This is a genomic window from Caballeronia sp. RCC_10 (assembly GCF_041360715.1).
In the GTDB taxonomy this organism is placed as follows: Bacteria; Pseudomonadota; Gammaproteobacteria; order Burkholderiales; family Burkholderiaceae; genus Caballeronia; species Caballeronia grimmiae.
Map to the genome: position 1 here is coordinate 165,514 of NZ_JBFUPT010000004.1, position 22,468 is coordinate 187,981.

Annotated in this window: 14 protein-coding genes; 7 read left to right on the plus strand and 7 right to left on the minus strand. The window is 65.3% G+C overall.

Translation table 11 applies throughout. The annotated features are described in order from the left end of the window. Nucleotides 1–11: 11 nt before the first annotated feature. The 5 genes from AB6804_RS10550 to AB6804_RS10570 all read right to left on the minus strand — a co-directional run bounded on the left by AB6804_RS10550 (nt 12) and on the right by AB6804_RS10570 (nt 3,677). Complete coding sequence (locus AB6804_RS10550; RefSeq protein WP_370886410.1) at nt 12–386, minus strand: CpaD family pilus assembly lipoprotein; 375 nt, start codon at nt 384–386, stop codon at nt 12–14. A gap of 7 nt (nt 387–393) precedes the next feature. After that, the gene (locus AB6804_RS10555; protein ID WP_370886411.1) at nt 394–1,872 is read right to left on the minus strand and encodes a type II and III secretion system protein family protein; all 1,479 of its coding nucleotides are present in this window, start codon (nt 1,870–1,872) and stop codon (nt 394–396) included. A gap of 46 nt (nt 1,873–1,918) precedes the next feature. After that, nucleotides 1,919–2,887 carry a Flp pilus assembly protein CpaB gene (gene cpaB / locus AB6804_RS10560; RefSeq protein ID WP_370886412.1) on the minus strand — a complete coding sequence of 323 codons (969 nt, stop codon included), beginning with the start codon at nt 2,885–2,887 and terminating at the stop codon, nt 1,919–1,921. A 12-nt stretch (nt 2,888–2,899) separates the two neighbouring features. Next, complete coding sequence (locus AB6804_RS10565; RefSeq protein WP_370886413.1) at nt 2,900–3,409, minus strand: prepilin peptidase; 510 nt, start codon at nt 3,407–3,409, stop codon at nt 2,900–2,902. 91 nt (nt 3,410–3,500) lie between these two features. Next, nucleotides 3,501–3,677 carry a Flp family type IVb pilin gene (locus AB6804_RS10570; protein WP_370886414.1) on the minus strand — a complete coding sequence of 59 codons (177 nt, stop codon included), beginning with the start codon at nt 3,675–3,677 and terminating at the stop codon, nt 3,501–3,503. 378 nt (nt 3,678–4,055) lie between these two features. Between AB6804_RS10570 and AB6804_RS10575 the strand changes: the two genes are divergently transcribed. Then, the gene (locus tag AB6804_RS10575) at nt 4,056–4,559 is read left to right on the plus strand and encodes a DUF6496 domain-containing protein (protein WP_370886415.1); all 504 of its coding nucleotides are present in this window, start codon (nt 4,056–4,058) and stop codon (nt 4,557–4,559) included. 54 nt (nt 4,560–4,613) lie between these two features. Here AB6804_RS10575 and AB6804_RS10580 read toward each other — a convergent pair whose 3' ends face one another. Then, complete coding sequence (locus tag AB6804_RS10580; protein WP_370886416.1) at nt 4,614–6,602, minus strand: glycoside hydrolase family 28 protein; 1,989 nt, start codon at nt 6,600–6,602, stop codon at nt 4,614–4,616. A gap of 279 nt (nt 6,603–6,881) precedes the next feature. On the opposite strand from AB6804_RS10580, the gene AB6804_RS10585 reads away from it, so the two are divergent. The 3 genes from AB6804_RS10585 (at nt 6,882) to AB6804_RS10595 (ending at nt 15,158) form a co-directional block, all read left to right on the plus strand. After that, nucleotides 6,882–7,775 (plus strand): alpha/beta fold hydrolase, encoded by an 894-nt coding sequence (locus AB6804_RS10585; protein WP_370886417.1) that lies wholly within the window; start codon nt 6,882–6,884, stop codon nt 7,773–7,775. A gap of 186 nt (nt 7,776–7,961) precedes the next feature. After that, the gene (gene uvrA, locus AB6804_RS10590; protein ID WP_370886418.1) at nt 7,962–13,778 is read left to right on the plus strand and encodes an excinuclease ABC subunit UvrA; all 5,817 of its coding nucleotides are present in this window, start codon (nt 7,962–7,964) and stop codon (nt 13,776–13,778) included. 99 nt (nt 13,779–13,877) lie between these two features. Next, the gene (locus AB6804_RS10595) at nt 13,878–15,158 is read left to right on the plus strand and encodes a DUF445 domain-containing protein (RefSeq protein ID WP_370886419.1); all 1,281 of its coding nucleotides are present in this window, start codon (nt 13,878–13,880) and stop codon (nt 15,156–15,158) included. 30 nt (nt 15,159–15,188) lie between these two features. Here the strand turns inward: AB6804_RS10595 and AB6804_RS10600 are convergent, their stop codons facing one another. Beyond that, nucleotides 15,189–16,373 (minus strand): hypothetical protein, encoded by a 1,185-nt coding sequence (locus tag AB6804_RS10600; protein ID WP_370886420.1) that lies wholly within the window; start codon nt 16,371–16,373, stop codon nt 15,189–15,191. A 595-nt stretch (nt 16,374–16,968) separates the two neighbouring features. Between AB6804_RS10600 and AB6804_RS10605 the strand changes: the two genes are divergently transcribed. The 3 genes from AB6804_RS10605 (at nt 16,969) to AB6804_RS10615 (ending at nt 22,168) form a co-directional block, all read left to right on the plus strand. Further along, the gene (locus AB6804_RS10605) at nt 16,969–17,445 is read left to right on the plus strand and encodes a nuclear transport factor 2 family protein (protein ID WP_370886421.1); all 477 of its coding nucleotides are present in this window, start codon (nt 16,969–16,971) and stop codon (nt 17,443–17,445) included. Next, complete coding sequence (locus tag AB6804_RS10610) at nt 17,442–19,349, plus strand: amylo-alpha-1,6-glucosidase (protein ID WP_370886422.1); 1,908 nt, start codon at nt 17,442–17,444, stop codon at nt 19,347–19,349. The genes AB6804_RS10605 and AB6804_RS10610 overlap by 4 nt, the downstream gene beginning before the upstream one ends. Before the next feature lie 83 nt (nt 19,350–19,432). Next, on the plus strand, nt 19,433–22,168 hold the full coding sequence (locus AB6804_RS10615) for a glucosidase (protein ID WP_370886423.1): 2,736 nt from the start codon (nt 19,433–19,435) through the stop codon (nt 22,166–22,168). Nucleotides 22,169–22,468: the final 300 nt, after the last annotated feature.

Sequence of the window (22,468 nt, forward strand, 5' to 3'; positions counted from 1 at the left end):
CTTGTCGTTCGTCACTTGCTGCTGCGTGAAGTCGACTTGTCGAGTTCGATCACCCGGCCGGTTTCATACCGGCGCACCGCGCTCGCCGCGACGGCCGCATCGGCGGGGCCGAGCGTGCGCGGCGCGACGAGGTCCTCGCCATGCGCGACTTGCGCCGCGAGATTGGTGTAGGTCGCGCATCCCCACTGCATGCGCGGCCGGCGAATGCCGGCGTCGGTCAGCAGCGACGGACGCGACAGGCTCGCGCAGTCGGGCGGCACGGCGGCCGTGCCGTCGAAGCCGATCACCGACGCTTCCGGCATGTTGCGCGGCGGCTTGAAGCAGCCGCTCGCGCTCATCGCGAACGCGCAGACGAGAAGGAGAGAGAGCAGTCGTGTGGGTTTCATGGCGGCCTCAGTACACATATCCGGCCGCGCCGACGAGACGCGGCTGACCGCTTTCCACGGCCCCGCCGTTCTTGCGCCGGAAGCCGTATTCGACGTCGCTCGACGGCGAAATCAGCGATTCCAGCGGCGAGCGCAGATTCGACGGATTCGTCGGCTCGACGAGATACGGCGTAACCATGATCACGAGTTCGGTCTTGTTGTTCAGATAGTTCGTCGACGAGAACAGCTTGCCGAGCACGGGAATGGAGCCGAGACCGGGCACTTGCGAAACGATGTCGCTCGTATTGCTCTGCAAGAGGCCGCCGATCGCAAAGCTCTGTCCGCTGCCAAGCTCGACGGTCGTATCCGCGCGACGCACCGACAGCCCCGGCACCGTCACGCCGCCGGTGGTGACGCTCGCGCTCGTGTCGATCTGACTGACTTCCGGACGCACCTTCAGGCTGATGCGGCGGTCGTTCAGCACGGTCGGCGTGAAATCGAGCTTGACGCCGAACTGCTTGAACTCGACCGAGATCGCGCCGTTCGTCTGCGAGACGGGAATCGGAAATTCGCCGCCCGCGAGGAAGCTCGCCGTCTGACCGGACAGCGCGACGAGATTCGGCTCGGCGAGCACCGTGAGCAAGCCTTCCTGATTCAGCGCATCGACGAGCGCGCGAATGTCGACGTTGTTGGTCCTGAAGCCGCCGAAGATCGAGAACGCATTGTTGGTCGGCAAGTTAACCGGATACGACACGCTGCCATTCGAGCCGGTGATGGGGTTGCTCAGGTTATAGATCGGACGGCCGCTGAAGATGCCGCTATAGAAGTTGCCGACCGCGTTGCCCATCGCCTGCCAGTTGATGCCGAGTTGCTGCGTGACGTTGCGATCGACCTCGGTGATGCGTACGCGCAGTTGCACCTGCAACGGCCGGTCGATGGTCATGCGGTTGATCAGCACTTCCTTGTCCGCCAGATACGGCGTGACCGCCTGCACGATGGCGTCCGCATCGGCGGCCGTGGCGGCCTGGCCCGTCAGCAGCAGGGAGCCTTGTCCGGTGCTGACCTGGAGGTTCGTATTCGGGAAGCGGGCGGCGAGCGAGGCGCGCAGCGTCAGCATGTCGCGCGTGACGACGACCGTGCGCTGCACGATCGGCTTGTTGTTCGCGCCGAGCACGTAGAGCGTCGTCGTGCCGGTCTTCTTGCCGAGCACGAAAAGCGATTTGGGCGACGGCACCTGTACATCGGCGATCGCGGGATCGGCGATGAACACCGATACCGCCGGTTCACCGAACTGCAGCAGCGTGCCTTTGCCGGCATCGAGCGTGAGCGGGCCTTGCTGGCCCGCGTAGGCGGGCGGCGTCGCCCCACGCACGATCGACGGTGCGGTGTAGGGTGGCGGCCGCACGGACTCCGCTGCCTGCGCGGTGCCCGCGGCGATGGCCGCGCACATCGGCAGGGCGGCGAGCAGCCTTGCATCGGTACGGATCGAACTGAACTGCGTTTTCATGAACCTGAATCCTGGCGATGGCGCGCGAAAGGACGGTGACGCGGCGTCAACGTTCGGTGGGAAGGGCCGGCAGCGGCGGCGAAACGCCGGCGATACCGGTGACGCCCGCTTGCGCGCCGCCCGACGTGTCCGACTTCTCGGAGCCGCGATAAATGGTCACGGTGCGTGCAACGGCCGGCGCGTGCGGCGCGGCGTTCGCCGTCCCGGCCGGCGCCTGTCGGTTGCGCGGCAGATCGCGGACCGCGCGGGAAATGTCGCCGGCCCAGATTGGCTTGCGCTCGTCCGCCGTCGATGCCGCCGTCGCGGCCGGATCGCGCGTGACGGTGGCGAAGCTGCGCAGCGCGAGCGACAGGCTGCCGAGCCGCGCGGCGACCGCGACGACTTCGCCCATGTGCGGCGTGACTTCGAGCGTGACGGTGCGGGCGCGGGCGATGGCGGCGTCCTGCCCGTCGCTGTCGTTCTTCGGGCGCTTGATCTCCGAGCCGACCGCCAGCACGCGGACATGCTCGACCACCGTCTCGCTCGATACCGCGAGATCGGGCGAATCGGTGCGGCGCTCCATCTGTTGCGTCAGCAGCAGGTCCACGTAATCGCCCGGCTGGATCAGGCCCGCGTTGCCGGAGACGTCATCGACGGCGACGGACACCGCGCGCATTTCCGGCTTGAGCGTCGCGGCGAGAAAGCCGGGCGCGCTCGGGAGGATCACATCGTCGGTGACGAGCACCGCGCCGCTCTCGACCGGATGGCGCAGCAGCGCGCCCTTGAGTTCGGGCGCTTTCGCATCGCCGGAAACGATCGCGTTCGGCGGCACCTGCGTCTTGTCGACCGTCTTCCACGAGAGATCCTCGTCGCGAAGCAGCAGTCCTTGCGGAAGGCGTGCCGCGCTCACGAGGACTTTCTCCATCGTGACGGCGGACTTGCCCGAATGCGATGCGCTGGCGATCACCACGCGCACGATCAGCGCGATCAGAAGCGCGCCGACGAGCAGCACCGCGAATTTGATGATGTTGGACATGAGGATGCCGTCCTATTGCGTCGAAAGAAGGCGCAGCACCGCGGGCAGCACGATCACCGCGCCGCCGCCGAACGCGAGCGCGACGCCGTACGGCACACCGCGCCGGGCGGAGAACATCGCCAGCGCGCGCAGCGGGACGAAGCGCTGCGACGGATTCATGTTGCGCGTGGCGAGGCTGAGGAGCGAGACGAGCGTGCCGATCACGGACACGAGCGTGAGCGTGGCGAGCGACAGGCCGAAGCCGACCCACAGAAAGATGACGGAGGCGAGCTTGGCATCGCCGCCGCCGAGGAGCCGCGCCGCGAACAGCAGCGCACAGGCGAAGAAGACGATGACCGCGAGCACCAGATGCGCGATGAGGTCGTCGAGCGGCATGCCGGCCATGAGCGCATCGACGAAAAAGAGCGCGCCGATCGCGTGGACTATTTTCGTGGGCAGACGTCGCGCGCGCACGTCGACGACTGCGAGCCACAGGAGCCCGCAGACGACGACAAGACGAATGACAACGGAAAGAGTCGGCACGATGGATCGATGGGTAATTGGCAATACGGAGAACGGCAAGGTGGAGATCCGGGCGAAGCGCTGCACGGATCTCCGGGTGCATCGCCGGCGATTAAGGTTTCGCAGCGGTGATGGCGTTGGTAATGCCAGTCCACAGGCCGCTGATCGCGGTCGAGAAGCTGGTGCCGGCCGCGACCAGCGCGATCACGACGATGCCAGCCAGGATGGCGTATTCCATCGCGCTGACGCCGCGTTCGTCGCGTACTAACGCCTTCAAGAACTTTTGCATGGTTGCTTCCTTTCAAAGGGAGGAGAGAACGACTTCAAGCGCTGCAGGGGATTGCTTACCGGTTGAAGCTTATCCACCACCGCCGAGAGGCAATCCGTCGAACAGGAGGCAGAACCACGCCTATATCGAGAACGTTTGGCGGTGGGGTGGATAGGAGCTTTATCGGCAGAAACGCGGTCGTCTTGAGTGGGGTTCATGGCTACCGCTCCGCATCGAAGAAGACTTGATTTCGGCGCGTTACAGAAAACGCGCGAAACCGCAGCGCGCAATCGTTTGCGCGTCATGCGAATGCCTTCGATGCGGTGCTTCTCTACCGCGCCGAGAAGGCACGCCCGTTGCTCAAAGGGCGATACGACTAACTTCAAAAGGAGCACCGACATGCCGGAGAAAAAAACCGTCGAGCGCGCAAAGAAAGCGAAGCGCGAAGGGCAGTCCTCCAGCACCCAGGCGGGCGCGTTCGTGAAGGAGCAGATCGATCACGTCCGCGAGGGCAAGCACGGCGCGAAGTCGGCGAAGCAGGCGATCGCCATCGGCTTGTCGGAAGCGCGGCGCTCGGGCGTCAAGCTGAAGGCGCCAAAGAAGGGCGAGGCGTCGGAAGGCACGCGCAAGAAGGCCGCGCAGGATACGAAGGCCGCGCATCGCAAGACGAAGAGCCCGAGCACCGAATCGAAGGCGAAGCGTTCGGAGACGTCGACGCGCGTACTGAAGCGCGAAAGCACGAAGGCGGCGTCGCACAAGTCGCTGTCGAAGCAGGCCCACGCCAGCGCGAGCCGACGTTCGGCCGCCGATCGTTCGGCGTCCGCGAAGAAGGGCTGGGCGACGCGTCGCGCGCACGCGGCGGGCAAGAAGTCCGCGTCGAGTTCGCGGCACGCGTCGCGGTGACGAAGCGTTGAGAAGCGTTAGAACAGCGGGATTCGCGCGAGTCCCGCGTTTCGCTTAGCGCGGATCGCTTACCGTCTGGTTCAGCGTCTGCCCCGCGATCACCGTGTTGACGAGCTTGATGTCGTGCACGTTGTACGCATAGATCGGTCCGGGCGATGCCGCCGTCGCCGGGCCCGCTGCGACGGGTGTGCCGAAGTCGCAATTGGTGATGGTCACGCCGGTGATCGCCGGAATCGCGGGTGTGGGCGGCGCGCCGTTGTAGTCGAACGCGACCGGCCCTTGCGCGACGATCGCCTGAAAGCACGATCCCGTCTTGCCGCTGAGGGTCACGTTGCTCGCCTTCACGTTCGAGATGTTGACGTTCTGCACGAGCGCCGGCCGCGTGCGGATCGCATCTTTCGACGGCTGATAGTCGCAATCGAACGTGATGATCCCGCCTTGCGCCGCCGACGGGTTCGCCGCCGTCGCCGTCACCACGCCGAGCGGAACGGTCGAATTGATCGGGCTGCCCGCGAGCAGACTGCTGCCATAGCCGGAAGGCGTGAGGCTCACGCCGTTCGGCAGTGTCACGTTGTCGACATAGAAGTCCTTCACGAAGCCGCCGCGATTCATGTTCGTCTTCACGCGGATCGCGATGTTGAGCGAGTTCGTCGCCCAGAACTGATTCAGCATTTGCAGGTTGCGCGCGTAGATCTTCTGCACGCCGCCGCCCATTTCGCTGCCGAGCGTGATGCCGCCGTGGCCGCTGTTCATCGTGCAGTTCTGAATGACGTGATTCTGCGCGGGGCCGTATTGCGTATCGAGATCCTTGCCCGACTTGATCGCGATGCAATCGTCGCCCGTGTTGAACGTGACGTTTTCGCAGAGCACCATGTCGCAGGCGTCCGGGTCGAAGCCGTCGTTGTTCGGGCCGATGCTGTCGACCGTGACGCTGCGGATCACGACGTTGGTGCAGTCGGTCGGATGGTGCTGCCAGAACGGCGTGTTGATCGTGCGATAGCCCTCCATCAGCACGTTGGTGCAGCCGATGAATTCCACCATGCATGGCCGCAGATAATGCCCGATGCCGAAGACGCGCTTCTCGATCGCGACGCCGGCTTCGGACAGCGCGGGCAGGTAGTTCTGGTCCTGCTGCCACGGTGTCGCCGGGTCGGTCAGCTTGGCGTAGAGCGAATCGGCGATGCCGGGCGCGGCCGTTTTCAGGTCGACGTTATTCGGATTGGCGAATGCCTGCGAGGGCGTCGACGATCCCGCGAAGCCGTATGCGCCGCTGTTGCCTTTCCACGTCCACCAGCACGTCGCGGTGTTGCCGCTGCCCGCGAACGGCGTCATCGCCTGGCCGTTCAGCACGGAGGTATCGCCTTCGCCGGTGATCGCGATGTTGGTCTGATTGCGCGCATAGACCGGCGGGCCGTAGTTGAGGCAATCGTTTGCCTGCCAGCGGCTATAAAACAGCTTGCCGTTCGCGCCGCAGTCGATCGGGCCGTCTTTCGCGAAGTCCGCCGGGTTCTGACTGAAGAAGATTTCGCAGTTCGCGCTCAGATGGAAGTCGACGTTCGACAGCAGCACGATCGGCCCCGCGCAATACCAGTTCCCCGTTGGCACGACGACACGCCCGCCGCCGGCCGCGCTGCACGCCGCGATGGCCGCGAGAAAGGCGGGCCGCGAATCGAAGGAGCCGGGCGCGTGCGTCTGGTCCGCGCCGGTGCTGAGCGGCGACTTCGATGGATCGGTGTACGGATTCGCCGCCGCGACGACCGCGCAGGGCTTCGCGCCGTAATCGGTGACGAGGAACTGGCGGCCCGGCACCATCGACGTCGACACCTTTTTCAACGCGTTGACGATCTGCGTCGCGGAACCGGACGGGCCCCAGATGGGATCGGCGGCGGTCGCCGGGGTGCCGGAATCGTCGTGGCCGCCGCAGCCGGCGAGGACACCCAGGCTGCCGAGTCCGCCGATCAACGGCGCGCTCGCCGATACACCGGCAAACTTCAGGATGCTGCGGCGTCGGGGCGAGGTGAGAGTGCGATTGCGGTCCTTCATGCGTGTCTCCATTCCGGTTTGGCCGGATATATCGTGAGGATTTAGCTGACGTCGTACAACCATGCGCCGCGTTTCGGCGATGAGTTAGGAAACCGTTTACCTACAAGGACGATACCGGGCGGTTCCCGCAAGCGTCAAGGCTCGGCCGACATGCTTCGGCTCAGGACTTACCCCTAAGCCACTTATACGATGTCAGCCGTCGATAGGGCGCAGGACGGCGCACGTTTGAACGACCATCGACCTAGAATGAACGGTCTCGTGTGTCTGAACGGAGCCGCCATGCTCGAATTCGACCGCCGCGCCGAAACGCCGACGCTGGACATCGCCTATGCCGACGCCGGCCCCGCCGATGGGCCGGCTGTCATCCTGCTGCACGGCTGGCCCGACGCGGCGCGGGCGTGGACGGCGGTCGCGGCGCGATTGAACGCCGAGGGCTTTCGCACCGTCGTGCCCGAGTTGCGCGGCGCGGGCGGCACGCGGTTTCTGCGCGATGCTGCCGTGCGCGACGGCTCCGGCGTGGCGCTCGCCAACGACGCCGTCGAACTGGCGGACGCGCTCGGCATCGGGCGATTCGATATCGTCGGCCACGACTGGGGGGCGCGTGCCGCGTACACGGTCGCCGCGCTGTTTCCCGAACGCGTGCGGCGCATGGCCGCGATTGCGCTCGCGTTCCAGCCGCGCGGCGAGTTCGCGCTGCCGCCGGACTTCGGGCAGGCGCGGCGCTTCTGGTATCAGTGGTTCATGTCGCTCGATGACGCACCGGCCGCCGTCGCCGCCGATCCCAAGGGCTTCGCGCGTATCCAGTGGGACACGTGGTCGCCGCCCGGCTGGTTCGACAAAGCCGAGTTCGCCGCCACCGCCCGCTCATTCGACAACCCCGACTGGGTGGCGGTCACGCTCAACGCCTATCGGCGGCGCTGGCGCAGCGATCAGCCCTCGGATGCGTCGCTCGCGCCGCTTTACGAGCGCCTGCGCGGGATCGAGCAGATCGGCGTGCCCGCGCTGATGATCCAGGGCGGCGCCGATACCTGCGACGATCCGTCGATGTCCGAGGGCAAGGAGGCGTGCTTCACGGCCGGTTACCGGCGCGTAGTCATCGCCGGCGCGGGGCATTTTCCGCCGCGCGAAGCGCCCGATGCGGTGGCAGACGCCCTCATCGCGCACCTCCGCTGACGCCGACCGGGCGAGCTACTTGCAAAGGCACAAGCGCACACTTCTGGCGCGTCTGGCGACACATACTGTATAGGTGTACAGTACTGTTCGCTGCGGCAGGCGCGCGCTGCCGAACACTTGTGCGCGCCGCCCACGGCTGTCGACCGACGCGCGAGAGCCGTCCATCACCTTGAACCGGTTGAAAAATTGGCATCGAACAACGCAATCCGCATTCGCGGCGCCCGTCAACATAACCTCAAGAATCTCGACCTCGACCTGCACACCGGCCAGATGACCGTCGTGACGGGTCCGTCCGGGTCGGGCAAATCGAGCCTCGTCTTCGATACGCTCTACGCCGAAGGCCAGCGCCGCTACGTCGAAACGTTCAGCGCGTACGCGCGCCAGTTTCTCGACCGCATGGACCGCCCGCAGGTGGATCGCGTGGACGGCGTGCCGCCCGCCATCGCCATCGACCAGACGAATCCGGTGCGTAGCTCGCGCTCGACCGTCGGCACGATGACCGAACTGAACGATCACCTGAAGCTTTTCTACGCACGCGCCGCCGAACTGTTCGACAAAAAGACCGCGCATCTCGTACGGCACGACACGCCCGAGACGATCTATGCCGAGCTGCTCGAACGCACGCGCGCCGGCGATCCGCGTCTCGCGATCACCTTTCCCGTCGAATTGCCCGACGCCACGAGCGACGACGAAATCGCGCAATGGCTCTCCGCGAGCGGCTACACGCGCGTGCAGGCGAAACGCCACGTAGAGACGGACGCGGGCGCGCGGCAGGTACTCGATGTCGTCGCGGACCGGTTCCGTTTGCAGAACACCGAGCGCTCGCGTGCGCTGGAAGCCATCGAAGGCGCGCTGTTGCGCGGCACCGGGCGCGTGAACGTCTACGTGCTGAACGAAGAGGGCGAGCCGGACATCTGGCGCTTCTCGACCGGCCTGCATAGCCCCGAAAGCGACGTGCGTTATGCCGATCCCCAACCGGCGCTGTTCTCGTTCAACTCGGCGTATGGCGCGTGCGAGACGTGCCGTGGTTTCGGGCGCGTGATCGGCGTCGATTACGGCCTTGTGATTCCGGACGAGAAGAAGACGCTGCGCGAAGGCGCGGTCAAGACGCTGCAAACGCCGGCGTGGAAAGAGAATCAGGACGACCTCGTGAAATACAGCGCGAAGGCGGGCATCCGCCTCGGCGTGCCGTGGAACGAGTTGACGCAGAAAGAACGCGACTGGGTCATCAAAGGTTCGCCCGACTGGACCGGCAAGTGGCAAAGCCAGTGGTACGGCGTGCAGCGCTTCTTCGACTATCTTGAGTCGAAGGCGTACAAGATGCATATTCGCGTGCTGCTGTCTAAGTACCGCAGCTATACGACGTGCCCCGCGTGCGCGGGTGCCCGTCTCAAGACCGAATCGCTGTTGTGGCGTCTCGGCACGAAGGAACAGGCCGATGCCGTCCTCGCCCCCGCCGATCGTTTCCTGCCGAACGGCGTCGACTGGACGCGCGATCAGCTCGAAGCACTGCCGGGCCTGACCGTGCACGATCTGATGCTGATGCCGATCGAGCGCATCCGCCGCTTCTTCGACTCACTGACGCTGCCTTCTACCTTGCTCGACGAAGCGCTGAAGCTGCTGCACGCCGAAGTGCGGACGCGCCTCAAGTATCTGTGCGACGTGGGCCTCGGCTATCTGACGCTCGATCGCCAGAGCCGCACGCTGTCGGGCGGCGAAGTGCAGCGCATCAACCTGACGACGGCGCTCGGCACGTCGCTCGTGAATACGCTGTTCGTGCTTGATGAGCCGAGCATCGGGCTGCATCCGCGCGACCTGAACCGCATCGTCGAAGCGATGCATCGTCTGCGCGATGCGGGCAATACGCTCGTCGTCGTCGAGCACGATCCTTCCGTGATGCTCGCCGCCGATCGTCTCATCGACATGGGGCCGGGGCCGGGCGAGCGCGGCGGGGAGATCGTCTACGACGGCACGCCCGACGACATTCAAGCCAGCGACACGCTCACCGGCGCGTATCTGGGCGGCCGCAAGCAGGTCGCGCACGCGGCGAACTGGACGCGCCGCGTGGTCGATGCGAACACGCCGCGCCTTGTGCTCGAAGGCGCGAGCGATCACAACTTGCAGGACGTGACGGTCGAGATTCCGTTGCAGCGTCTCGTCTGCGTGACGGGCGTATCGGGTTCGGGCAAGTCGACGCTGATTCAGGACGTGCTCGCGCCCGCGCTGATGCGCCACTTCGGCAAGGCGACGGAAACGCCCGGCGCGTTCCGTGCGCTGAAAGGCGCGGAGCAACTGGACGACGTGGTGTTCGTCGATCAATCGCCGATCGGCCGCACGGCGCGCTCGAATCCGGCGAGCTACGTCGGCGCGTTCGATGAAATCCGCAAGCTTTTCGCGAAGGCGCCGCTCGCCGCGCAGCGCGGTTACGGCGCGAGCATGTTCAGCTTCAATTCGGGCGATGGCCGTTGCCCGACCTGCGGCGGCTCGGGCTTCGAGCACGTCGAAATGCAGTTCCTGAGCGATGTCTATCTCCGCTGCCCCGATTGCGACGGCCGGCGTTATCGCGCGGAAATTCTCGATGTGAAGATCGAGCGCGGCGGCCGTGAACTGAGCATCGCGGACGTGCTGGAGCTGACCGTCAGCGAGGCGGTGTCGCTGTTTGCTTCGGATAGCGAAGTATTGCGCGTGTTGCAGCCTATCGTCGACGTGGGCCTCGAATACGTGAAGCTCGGTCAGCCGGTGCCGACGCTGTCGGGCGGCGAAGCGCAGCGCCTCAAGCTCGCAGGCTTTCTGGCGGAGACCGCATCGCCGAACCAGAAAGACCGGCTCTTCATGTTCGACGAGCCGACGACGGGCCTTCACTTCGACGACATCGCCAAGCTGATGCAGGCGCTGCGCCGCCTGCTGGAACGCGGTCATTCGCTGATCGTCATCGAGCACAATCTCGACGTGATTCGCGCGGCGGACTGGATCATCGATCTCGGTCCCGAGGGCGGCGACGGCGGCGGGCAAGTGGTGTGCGTCGGCACGCCCGACGATGTGGCCGCCTGCGAAGCGTCGCACACGGGCCGCGCGTTGCTCGACTACGAAGAAGCGATGCAGCCGGGCGCGGCGGAAAAGCGCGCGGGCGTGCCGCTGCAACTCGCGGCGGAAGTGGCGAGCGCACGGCGCGCGCTGCAGGGCGAGGGCGTCGTGCGGATCGTCAATGCGCGCGAGCACAACCTCAAATCGCTCGATGTCGATATTCCGCACAACAAGTTCAACGTGGTGACGGGCGTGTCCGGTTCGGGAAAGTCGACGCTCGCGTTCGACATCCTCTTTCACGAAGGCCAGCGCCGTTATCTGGAATCGCTGAACGCGTATGCACGTTCCATCGTGCAGCCGGCGGGGCGGCCCGAAGTCGATGCCGTCTACGGCATTCCGCCGACCGTCGCGATCGAGCAGCGCCTGTCGCGCGGCGGGCGCAAGAGCACGGTCGCGACGACATCGGAAGTCTGGCACTTCCTGCGTCTGCTGTACGTGAAGCTCGGCATCCAGCACTGCGTCAACGACGGCACGCCGGTGCAGGCGCAAAGCGCGGAGTCCATCGCGGCGCAGATTCTTCGCGATTTCAAGGGACAGCATGTCGGGCTGCTCGCGCCGCTCGTCGTGAATCGGAAGGGCGTCTATACCGATCTCGCGAAGTGGGCGAAGGCGCGCGGCAATACGCATCTGCGGGTGGATGGCGAGTTTCACCCGGTCGATCCGTGGCCGAAGCTGGATCGTTTCCGCGAACATACGATCGAACTGCCGGTGGCGGACCTCGTCGTATCGGCGGATAACGAGGCGCAACTGCGGCGCATGCTCGAAGACGCGCTCGAAGTCGGCAAGGGCGTGATGCACCTGTGCGCGCCGCTTCACGAACTGCACGGCGCGTTGTCGAATGGCAAACGGCGCGGCAGCGAAGAAACGATCGTATTCTCGACGAAGCGCGCCTGTCCCACGTGCGGCACGAGCTATCCCGAACTTGACCCGCGCATGTTCTCGTACAACAGCAAGCATGGCTGGTGCAACACGTGCGTCGGCACCGGCGTCAAGCTCACGCGCGAGCAGCGCGCCGCGTTCGACGACACCGTCTTCGCGCAGGACGATCGGGGCCGCGAGCAGAGCATCGGCTCGGTGGATCAGGAGCCGGACGATATCGTCGATCAGCCGTGCGCCGAATGCGAAGGCACGCGCCTGAACGATGTCGCGCGGGCCGTGACGTTCGGCAATTATCCGATCACCGAAGTGGGGCGCTGGACGGTCACGGACACGCGCGAATGGATTGCGGGCCTCAAGCTGACGGGCCGCGATGCGGATATCTCGCGCGACGTCGTCAGCGAAATCGAAGGGCGCTTGCAGTTTCTGGAAGAAGTCGGGCTCGGCTACCTGAGTCTCGATCGCGCGGCGCCTACGCTCTCGGGCGGCGAAGCGCAGCGCATCCGGCTGGCCGCGCAGCTGGGCAGCAATCTGCAGGGCGTGTGCTACGTGCTCGATGAACCGACCATCGGTCTGCATCCGCGCGACAACCTGATCCTGCTGTCCGCGTTGAAAAAGCTGAACGACAAGGGCAATACGCTCGTCGTCGTCGAGCATGACGAGGACACTATTCGCCGCGCGGACCACATCATCGACATCGGTCCGGGCGCGGGCAAGCGCGGCGGCACGGTCGTCGCGCAGGGCAGCGTGACGGACCTCGCGGCGCACAAGGCGTCGCTGACCGGGCAGATGCTGGCGAACCCGATCGTGCATCCGCTGCAGCCGCGCCGGGAAGTGCGCGCCGGGTCGGGCAAGCGTGCCGCCGTGCCGGAACAGTGGCTCACGGTCGAGAACGCGACGCTGCACAACCTGCGCAACGTGACGGCGAGCGTGCCGCTCAACCGGCTCGTCGCGATCACGGGCGTGTCGGGGTCGGGCAAGTCGACGCTCGCCCGCGACGTGCTGATGACCAATCTGCTGGATGCCGTCGGCCGTTCGGCGCTGTCGTCGCCGGCCGAGCGCCGCGCGCGCAAAACGGCGCAGGCGGCGCAGGGCAAGCCCGCCGCGAAGTCGCGCTCGAGCGTGCTCGCGCGGGAAGCGCCGCGTCCGAAGTTCGATGTCGTCCATACATGGCACGGCTGCTCGGGCGTCACCGGTTTCGAGGCGATCGACCGCGTGCTCGAAGTCGATCAGACGCCGATCGGCAAGACGCCGCGTTCGTGCCCGGCGACGTACATCGGCATGTGGGACACCATCCGCAAGCTGTTCGCCGATACGCTCGAAGCCCGCGCGCGGGGCTACAAGCCGTCGCGTTTCTCGTTCAACACGGGCGATGGCCGTTGCCCCGCCTGCGAAGGCCAGGGCGTGCGCACGATCGCGATGAACTTCCTGCCGGACGTCAAGGTGCCGTGCGACGTCTGTCACGGCCAGCGCTTCAATCCCGAAACGCTCGCGGTGACGTGGCGCGGCAAGAACATCGGCGAAGTGCTGACGATGGAGATCGACGAAGCCGTGAAGTTTTTCTCGTCGATGCCGAGCATCGGGCATCCGCTGCAGCTGATGAAGGACGTGGGCCTCGGCTATCTGACGCTCGGCCAGCCGTCGCCGACGCTGTCGGGCGGCGAGGCGCAGCGCATCAAGCTCGTCACCGAGTTGTCGAAGGTGCGCGACGACATCACGCGGCGCGGCCAGAAGCCGCCGCACACGCTGTACGTGCTCGACGAACCGACGGTCGGCCTGCACATGGCGGACGTCGCGAAGCTGATTCGCGTGCTGCACCGGCTGGTGGACGGCGGGCATAGCGTGATCGTCATCGAGCACGATCTCGACGTGATCGCCGAAGCCGACTGGGTGCTCGACCTCGGGCCGGAAGGCGGCGTGAACGGCGGGACGATCGTCGCGGCGGCGGACCCGGAGACGCTCGCGAGCCATCCGCGCAGTCACACGGGCACGGCGTTGCGGCCGGTGCTCGGGCGCACGCAGCGCGCGGAAGACGCGGCGTGAAGGACGGCGCCGCGTTCGTCGCGTCGATCCGCGCTGTTGGCGTTGCAGCGGCGGCATTGATATGCTGGCGCCCTTTCCACCACTCGCGATGACGACTCGATGGACACGCAGGATAAAGCCGTAGCCCTGAAACGAATGAAGTGGTTCGCCGCCGGCTTGCTGGTCGCGGCGGGCGCGCTGTTCGCGCTTGCCAAGAGCCAGCACGATGCGGGCGCGTGGGCGTGGGTATCGGCGTTCGCGGAAGCCGCGATGGTCGGCGCGCTCGCGGACTGGTTCGCCGTCGTCGCGCTGTTTCGGCATCCGCTCGGCGTGCCGGTTCCGCACACGGCCATCCTGCCCGCCAACAAGGCGCGCGTGGCGGACAACCTCGCCGTTTTCGTGCGCGACCGCTTCCTCGGCACCGATGCGCTCGTCGAGCGCGTCAACGCCTTCGATCCGGCGAGCCGTCTGTCCGCGTGGCTCGCGGAGCCGAAGAACGCCGACCTGCTCGGCAGAAAAGCAGTGACGGCGGTCGGCCAGTTGCTGTCTTTCGTCGACGACGAGCGCGTCAGGGCCACGCTTCACGAAGCCATCCGCCGCCGGGCCGAGGCCTTCGATTTGTCCGCCGCGGCGGGCAATCTACTGTCCACGCTGACCGCCGACCGCCGTCATCAATTGCTGCTGGACGAGGGTCTCAAGCAGATGGCCGCGTGGCTCGACAAGCCCGAGGTGCAGGAGATGCTGGCGGCGCGCATCGTCGCGGTCGCGGGGGAGGAGTATCCGAAGCTCGTCGGCATGCTCGGTTTCGTCGGGCTGGACGCCGCCGACCTCGGCAACAAGTTCGCGGCGGGCCTCGTGCGCGGCGCGAATCAATGGCTGCACGACGTGACGAGCGACCCGGAGCACGAGCGCCGGAAGGCCTTCGACGCCGCTGTGGAACGCTTCGTCGAACGCCTGAAGTCGGACCCGGCGTTCAAGGAGCGCATCGACCTGCACAAGCGCGAGTGGCTCGACAAGCCCGAGTTGCGCGGCTATGTCGATGGCCTGTGGGACGAATTCACCGCATGGCTCGGGGCCGACCTGCAGCGCGCCGATTCCGCGCTGCATGTGAAAGTGGTTCAGGTGGCGTCCGGCTTCGCCCAATCGCTGGGCGGCGATCCCGCGCTGCGCGAGTCGATCAACGAGCATATGCGCGATGCGTTGAAGGCGCTCGCGCCCGAGTTGCGCGAAGGCATCGCGAAGCACATCGCCGCGACCGTCAAGCAATGGGACGACGCGACGCTCGTGCGTGATGTCGAACTGAACATCGGCCGCGATCTACAGTTCATCCGCGTGAACGGCACGCTGGTGGGCGGCGCGGTCGGCTTGCTCATTCACGCGGTGACGCTTTTAAGCATCTGATCAGCATCTGATCAGCAGATCAGCGTGCGGTCACGGCCACTCGACCATTACGCTTCCCGCGCCATACGGCATGTTCTCGGCGCTGCTGCCGTGGACCGTGACGGTCATTCCCGACGTCAGCGCGGCGGTCAGCAGTTCGCCGCGCGCCGGTTCGGTGTGCGCGAGCGGCGGCACGCACCACTCGTTGCCGTCGGGCGTCTGTAGCACATAGACGGCGCCCGCGCCGAGCAGGTCGGAGTCGATCACTCTGATGATGTTCCCCATTTCGCTCGTCGCGAAGCGCGTTGCGCCGCAATGGAACGTCGGGCTGCCCGCACGCGGCAGGCCGATCGCGACGCCGGTGATCGTCGAAGCGTCGTCGGCGCAAATGCTGACCGGCAGACTTTTCGCCAGCGCGGACATCAGTATCTGGTGCCGGCTCGGGTGATCCACGGTGTTCATCTGCGCGCAGTAGTGAGCGCCATCGGGGGTACGCAGCACGTAGCGGATATTCTCGAGCGAATCGGAATCGATGATGCGCACGAGCATGCCGCTGCGTGTCTCCGTCAGCTTGGCCCCGAAGAGCACGAGCGACGGCGCGGCGGGCGCACTCAGCGCGCCGACCGCGATGCCGGTGACGTAGTGCTCCTTATCCCCGTTGACCGTAACCGGCAAGCCCGTCTTGAGTCCGAGCAACAGGAGGTTGTTCCGGTTCGCGTGCTCCTGCCGGTCGATCTGCGCGTGATAGCGCGTGCCGTCCGGCGTTTTGACGATGACGATCAGCGTGTTGGACACTTCCTTGTCCGTGATCTCGTCGATGACGCCGGAGCGCGGCGTGCTCGAGATGAAGGCGGGCGCGGCGCTCAGGTGCGGCCCGAACGCCTTCGATCCGACCGATAGCGCCGTGAGGTAATAGTCGGCGTCGCCGGCCACGGTGACAGGAAGGCTTGCCCTGAATGCCGCCATCAGCAACGCGTTGCGATAGCCGTGCTCGCGCGGACGAATCTGCGCGCAATGGTGCGAGCCGTCCGTGCTGCGCACGATGTACGCCATGCTCGCGAGCGTATCGGCATCTTCGATCTGGGCGATGCCTCCCGTCCTGACGTCCTCCAGGAGGTGCCAGGTGGCGTCAATGGAAGGAAGTCGCGGAGCGCCGGGCAGTGCAGCGGAAATGTCGGTGATACTGTGGCCCGCGTCTCCGGTCATCGTGACAGAAAACCCGAATTCGAATGCCATCAGCAGAACCGAATTACGATCGGGGTATTCCCGATAATCCAGTCGCGCGCAATATAGCGATTCATTTTCGGTTTTAAGTACGTAAATAACATTATCCGGCGATACCGACTGAATGACGCGAATAATGACGCCGGTTCGGGTGTCATTCAGGAAATAATCCGCGGACGCCTGAGATGGCGTACTCATTGTGGGCTTGATTCTCATCGCGCTCTACTTCTGTGCTGCAGCGGTTCGTGATCGGCGTCGGTGCCAGGTCGACGCGGTATGGCGGCGCGGCCGGATTCATTCATCCAGCGGTGCGGCCACCGGATTATATTTAAATGGCTATCTTTAGGATATCGGTTAGAAAACATTATGCGCCGTTGATCCCGGTTGAATTGTCATTTTTTGATTAAGAACAATCTCAGATAAAAATAAGAAACATCCTATTCGTAGAATAATGACCCTTGGCTTTTAAATGACGCACGCGGTTTTTATCTACTTCGGCATTTCGTGATTCGCATCAGGGAATCCGCGGTCATGCAGACAGGCCGCAGTCGCGCGAGAATGCGACTTCGTGCACGCCGCCGCCGCCAACACGCACAATCGATCCGCCATGCCGAATACGAACATCGAACTCATCGAGCGTTTCTACCGCGCTTTCGGAAACGTCGACGCCGACGCGATGGCCGCCTGCTACGCACCCGACGTCCGCTTCGAAGACCCTGCCTTCGGCGTGCTGTTCGGCCGTGAAGCGGGCGACATGTGGCGCATGCTGCTGCATCGCGCGCGCGACTTCGCATTGAGCGTCGACGGCATCGAGGCGCTCGGGCAAACCGCGAACGCGACTGCCGTCGTCCGCTACACGTACTCCGCGACGGGCCGGCCCGTCGTCAACGAGATACGCACGCGCTTCACGATCCGCGACGGACTCATCTTCGAACAGACGGACGCCTTCGATCTCTGGCGCTGGAGCCGTCAGGCGCTCGGTCCCGCCGGCTGGTGCTTGGGCTGGACGCCGCGCATGCAGCAGGCCATCCGCCGCAAAGCGCGCCGCGCGCTCGCCGACTATCGCAAGGAGGTGTCGGCATGACGGCGCTCGACCCGGCGCGCTTCGAAGACGAATGGCTCGAAGCGGACGCGCATGGCGGCTTTGCATCGGGGACGGTGGGGACCGCGCGCACGCGTCGCTATCACTCGCTCCTGCTTACGGCGACGCAGCCGCCCGCCGGGCGCGTCGTGCTCGTCAACGGCGTGGAGGCCTGGCTAGATGTCGACGGCGCACGCGTTCCGCTTACGATGCAGCGTTACGCGCCGGACGTGCTGTATCCGGACGCATCGGCGTATCTCGATTCCTTCGATACATCGCCGTGGCCGACGTGGCGGTATCGCATCGGCGAGAGCGCGATGGCCTTGGCGGAGGTGTTCGTCGCGAAGGAGAGCGGCGAGACCGTGTTGCGCTGGCGTCTCGAAGGACCAGCGACCCGAGCGGCGCTGCACGTGCGCCCACTGTTGTCCGGGCGCGATTATCACGCGCTGCATCGCGAGAACGCGTCCTTCAGCTTCGATGCGACCGTCGATGGCGAGCGCGTGCACTGGCGACCCTATGGCGACCTGCCTGCCATCGGCGCGACGAGCAATGGCGCATACGAACACGCGCCGGACTGGTATCGCAACTTTCTGTATGTGCGCGAACGGGAGCGCGGGCTCGACGACATCGAAGACCTTGCGACGCCCGGCGTCTTTCACTTCGATCTCGCGGGCGGCGAAGCGGTGCTGATCCTGCACGCCAGTGCCGCCGACGATCCGCCGCGCGAACGCGATGCGCTCGCGCTTGCATCGCAACTCGACGCGCGGGAGCGCGAGCGCCGCGCCGCATTTGGCTCGCGGCTCGCGCGCTCGGCCGATGCCTATGTCGTTGCGCGCAAGCACGGGCGCACGATCATCGCGGGCTTTCCGTGGTTCACCGACTGGGGCCGCGACACGTTCATCTCGATGCGCGGCCTGCTGCTCGCTTCGGGACGTCATCAGGATGCCGAATCGATTTTGCTCGAATGGACCGACACGCTCTCCGAAGGCATGCTGCCTAACCGTTTCCCCGATAGCGGCGGCCTGCCCGAATACAACTCCGTCGATGCGTCGCTGTGGTTCGTGATCGCGGTCCACGACTATCTCGCGACCGGCCATGCGCCCGCCGCGACCACGACGCGCCTGCAACGCACCGTCGATGCAATCCTGGAAGGCTATATGCGCGGCACGCGCTTCAACATCGCCGCGGACGACGACGGCCTCTTGCGCGCAGGCGTTCCCGGCGTGCAACTCACGTGGATGGACGCGAAGGCGGGCGACTGGGTCGTGACGCCGCGCATCGGCAAGCCGGTCGAAGTGCAGGCGCTGTGGATCAACGCGCTGTCGATCGCGTCGGCGTGGAACGCGCGCTGGCAGCCGATGCGCGATGGCGCGCAGCAGGCGTTCCAGGCGCGCTTCGTCGACCCGCAGACGCACGCGCTCTACGATGTCGTCGATGCCGGTCACGAGCCGGGCAAACTCGATCGCTCGATCCGTCCGAATCAGATCTTCGCGGTCGGCGGTTTGCCGTATGTCATCGTCGATGACGAGATCGCGCGTGCGGTTATCGCTCAGGTCGAAGCGCACTTGCTGACGCCGCTCGGGCTGCGCACGCTCGCGCCATCGGACCCGGCGTATCGTTCGCGTTATGCAGGCGGCTTGCTGGATCGCGATGGCGCTTATCACCAGGGCACCGCGTGGCCGTGGCTCATGGGCCCGTTCGTCGAAGCGTGGCTGCGCGTGCATGGCGCAGCCGGCGTGCGCGAGCGCTTTCTCGCGCCGCTTCACGCGCATCTCGAACATTACGGCATCGGCCATATCAGCGAAGTCGCGGACGGCGAAGCGCCGCATATGCCCGGCGGCGCGCCGTTTCAGGCGTGGTCGCTCGCGGAGCTGATGCGCGTCGAGAAGCTGATCGGTGGCGCATGATGCATCGTTTGTGCGGGCGCTCGTCGAATCGCGTTAAATTGGGCGTCTTTGACAATCACCCATAGCCGCACCGAGGAACTCCCATGCCGAAGCCGCGCACCGTCAACCAGATCCATACCGTCGAAGGCTCGCGGCTGCATGGCGGCGACTGCCCGCGCTGGCAACGCTGGGGCCCGTACTTGAGCGAGCGCCAGTGGGGCACGGTGCGCGAGGACTACAGCGAATTCGGCACCGCATGGGAGTACTTCCCGCACGATCATGCGCGGAGCCGCGCGTATCGCTGGGGCGAGGACGGCATCGCCGGCTTCGGCGACGACAAGCTCAACTGGTGCGTCTCGCTCGCGCTCTGGAACGGACGCGATCCGATCCTGAAGGAGCGGCTTTTCGGCCTCACGAATCAGGAGGGCAATCACGGCGAGGACGTGAAGGAGCTGTATTTCTACGTCGACGGCACGCCGACGCATTCCTACATGCGCATGCTGTACAAGTACCCGCACGCGGCGTTTCCGTACGCCGATCTCGTCGATGAAAACGCGCGTCGCGGCGCGGACATGCCCGAGTACGAAGTCCTCGATACCGGCGCCTTCGACGACGAACGCTACTTCGACGTGCACGTGGAATACGCGAAGCACACCGAGGACGATATCGTGATGCGTGTGAGCATCGAAAATCGCGCGAACGAGGCCGCGGTCATCGACGCATTGCCGCAAATCTGGGCGCGCAACACGTGGTCGTGGAAGCCGACGTCGACGAAGCCATCGCTCACGCTCGAATCGGTGCAGGGCACGACGTACGTGGCGGCGCGGCACCTGGGCCATGAACCGATGGTGGTCACCGCATGGTCGCCGGATGTGCAGGGCGTCGAATGGATGTTCTGCGAGAACGAGACCAACGTGAAGCGCCTGTTCCACATGGACGGCGCGGGGCCCTTCAAGGACGGCTTCAACGACTACGTGCTGCATGCCGATGAAGGCGCGATCCGCCGCGACACCGGCACACGCGCGGCGGCCCGCTTCCATCTTGAGCTTGCGGCGCATGGGAAGGCGACGGTGTACCTGCGCTGGCGTCCCGAATCCGCGCCTGATGGCGTTCCGCTCGACGCCGATGCTTTATTCGCGCGACGCATCGCGGAAGCGGACGAGTTCTACGGCGCGCTTCAGCACGAGATCGCGGACGCCGACCAGCGGCTCGTGCAGCGGCAGGCGCTCGCGGGCATGCTGTGGTCGAAGCAGTACTATCAGTTCGATGTCACCCGCTGGCTCGACGGCGATCCGTTGCAGCCGAAACCGCCGAAGCAGCGGCGCTTCGGGCGCAACTACGACTGGCGGCATCTGTGCAACGCGGACATCGTGTCGATGCCGGACAAGTGGGAGTATCCGTGGTACGCGTCGTGGGACCTCGCGTTCCATGCGGCGGCGTTTGCGCTCATCGACCCCGAGTTCGCCAAGCGGCAATTGCTGCTGCTGGTGAAGGACCGCTATCAGCATCCGAACGGCCAGTTGCCCGCCTACGAATGGGCGTTCGGCGACGCCAATCCGCCCGTCCATGCGTGGGCGACGTGGCGCGTGTATGAGATCGATCGCGCAATCACGGGTGTCGGCGACCGCGATTTTCTGGAGCTGGTGTTCCACAAGCTGCTGCTCAACTTCTCGTGGTGGGTCAACCGCAAGGACGCCGACGACCGCAATATCTTTCAGGGCGGCTTTCTCGGGCTGGATAACGTCGGCATCTTCGATCGCTCGTCGCCCCTGCCGACGGGCGGTCATATCGACCAGGCCGACGGCACCGCGTGGATGGCCGCGTATGCGCTCGACCTGATGCGTATCGCGCTGGAACTGGCGTATGCGAACAAGGTGTTCGTCGATATCGCGGTGAAGTTCTTCGAGCACTTCCTGTATATCGCGGAAGCGGTGAGTTGCGAGGACGGCTGCGATACCGGCCTCTGGGACAGCGAGGACGAATTCTTCTACGACAAGCTGCGCCTGCCCGATGGCTCGAGCGTGCCCATGCGCGTGCGCTCGATCGTCGGCCTGATACCGCTCTTCGCGGTTCACGTGCTGGAGCCGAGCGTGCATCGCGCGTTGCCGGGCTTGCGCGACCGGCTGCACTGGTTTCTGGAGCATCGGCCGGATTTGTCGCGGCTCGTGTCGCGATGGAACGTCGCCGGGCAGGGCAATAGCGTGCTGCTGTCGCTGTTGCGCGGGCATCGCATGAAAGCGCTTCTCAAGCGCATGCTCGACGAAACCGAGTTTCTCTCCGATCACGGCGTGCGCGCGCTTTCGCGTGTCCATCTCGACGAGCCGTTCGTCTTCTATCACAACAGCGAGAGCTTCAGCGTGCAGTATCAGCCGGGCGAATCGACGTCGCGCGTGTTCGGCGGCAACTCGAACTGGCGCGGGCCGGTGTGGATGCCGGTGAACTATCTGCTGATCGAATCGATTCTCGAATTTCACCGCTACTACGGCGACGATTTTCGCGTGGAGTATCCGACCGGCTCGGGACAGACGTTCTCGCTTGCCCAAATCGCCGATGAACTCGCGCGTCGCGTGACGACGCTTTTTCTGCTCGACAAGAACGGCGAGCGGCCCGTGATGGGGGCGTATCCGTTGCTGCAGGCCGATCCCCGCTCCCGCGATCTCGTGCTCTTTCACGAGTATTTCCACGGCGATAACGGCCGGGGCGTAGGGGCGTCGCACCAGACGGGGTGGACCGGGCTGGTCGCGCTGCTGCTGCAACCCCGCGCGATGGGACCGTCGGGCGTCGTGCCGCTCGCCGGCGTTGCCGACGCCGATGTGCAGGAGTTCGCGGGCGCGAAATGAGCCGCGTAAAAGCGCCGTTTCACCGAGAAGTCAAGAGCCAAACCTGTAGTCTACTGTTCGGACGAATCTGATTCCTCTGCTGTCTCCTTCTGCGTAAGTTGTGCGGACAAAAACTTGCAGCAGTTTGGAGAAGAAAATGAACGCAATCGCAGGCATGCAGGGCGTGGGACGGTACAACGCATCGCGCAGGAACGGCTTCGCCGGTTTACGCCGCCGCACCGAGAACGAGGAATCGCCCCCGTTCGGGCTCGTCATGCTGGTGTTCCTCGTGGCGATGGCGGGCGGCGTCTACGTAAGTTG

Coding starts and splice junctions, on each gene's coding strand:
- AB6804_RS10600 (WP_370886420.1), bottom strand. CDS start 16,373: ATGGCATTCGAATTCGGGTTTTCTGTCACGATGACCGGAGACGCGGGC.
- AB6804_RS10555 (WP_370886411.1), bottom strand. CDS start 1,872: ATGAAAACGCAGTTCAGTTCGATCCGTACCGATGCAAGGCTGCTCGCC.
- AB6804_RS10575 (WP_370886415.1), top strand. CDS start 4,056: ATGCCGGAGAAAAAAACCGTCGAGCGCGCAAAGAAAGCGAAGCGCGAA.
- AB6804_RS10585 (WP_370886417.1), top strand. CDS start 6,882: ATGCTCGAATTCGACCGCCGCGCCGAAACGCCGACGCTGGACATCGCC.
- AB6804_RS10595 (WP_370886419.1), top strand. CDS start 13,878: ATGGACACGCAGGATAAAGCCGTAGCCCTGAAACGAATGAAGTGGTTC.
- AB6804_RS10550 (WP_370886410.1), bottom strand. CDS start 386: ATGAAACCCACACGACTGCTCTCTCTCCTTCTCGTCTGCGCGTTCGCG.
- AB6804_RS10605 (WP_370886421.1), top strand. CDS start 16,969: ATGCCGAATACGAACATCGAACTCATCGAGCGTTTCTACCGCGCTTTC.
- AB6804_RS10580 (WP_370886416.1), bottom strand. CDS start 6,602: ATGAAGGACCGCAATCGCACTCTCACCTCGCCCCGACGCCGCAGCATC.
- AB6804_RS10615 (WP_370886423.1), top strand. CDS start 19,433: ATGCCGAAGCCGCGCACCGTCAACCAGATCCATACCGTCGAAGGCTCG.
- cpaB (WP_370886412.1), bottom strand. CDS start 2,887: ATGTCCAACATCATCAAATTCGCGGTGCTGCTCGTCGGCGCGCTTCTG.
- AB6804_RS10610 (WP_370886422.1), top strand. CDS start 17,442: ATGACGGCGCTCGACCCGGCGCGCTTCGAAGACGAATGGCTCGAAGCG.
- AB6804_RS10570 (WP_370886414.1), bottom strand. CDS start 3,677: ATGCAAAAGTTCTTGAAGGCGTTAGTACGCGACGAACGCGGCGTCAGC.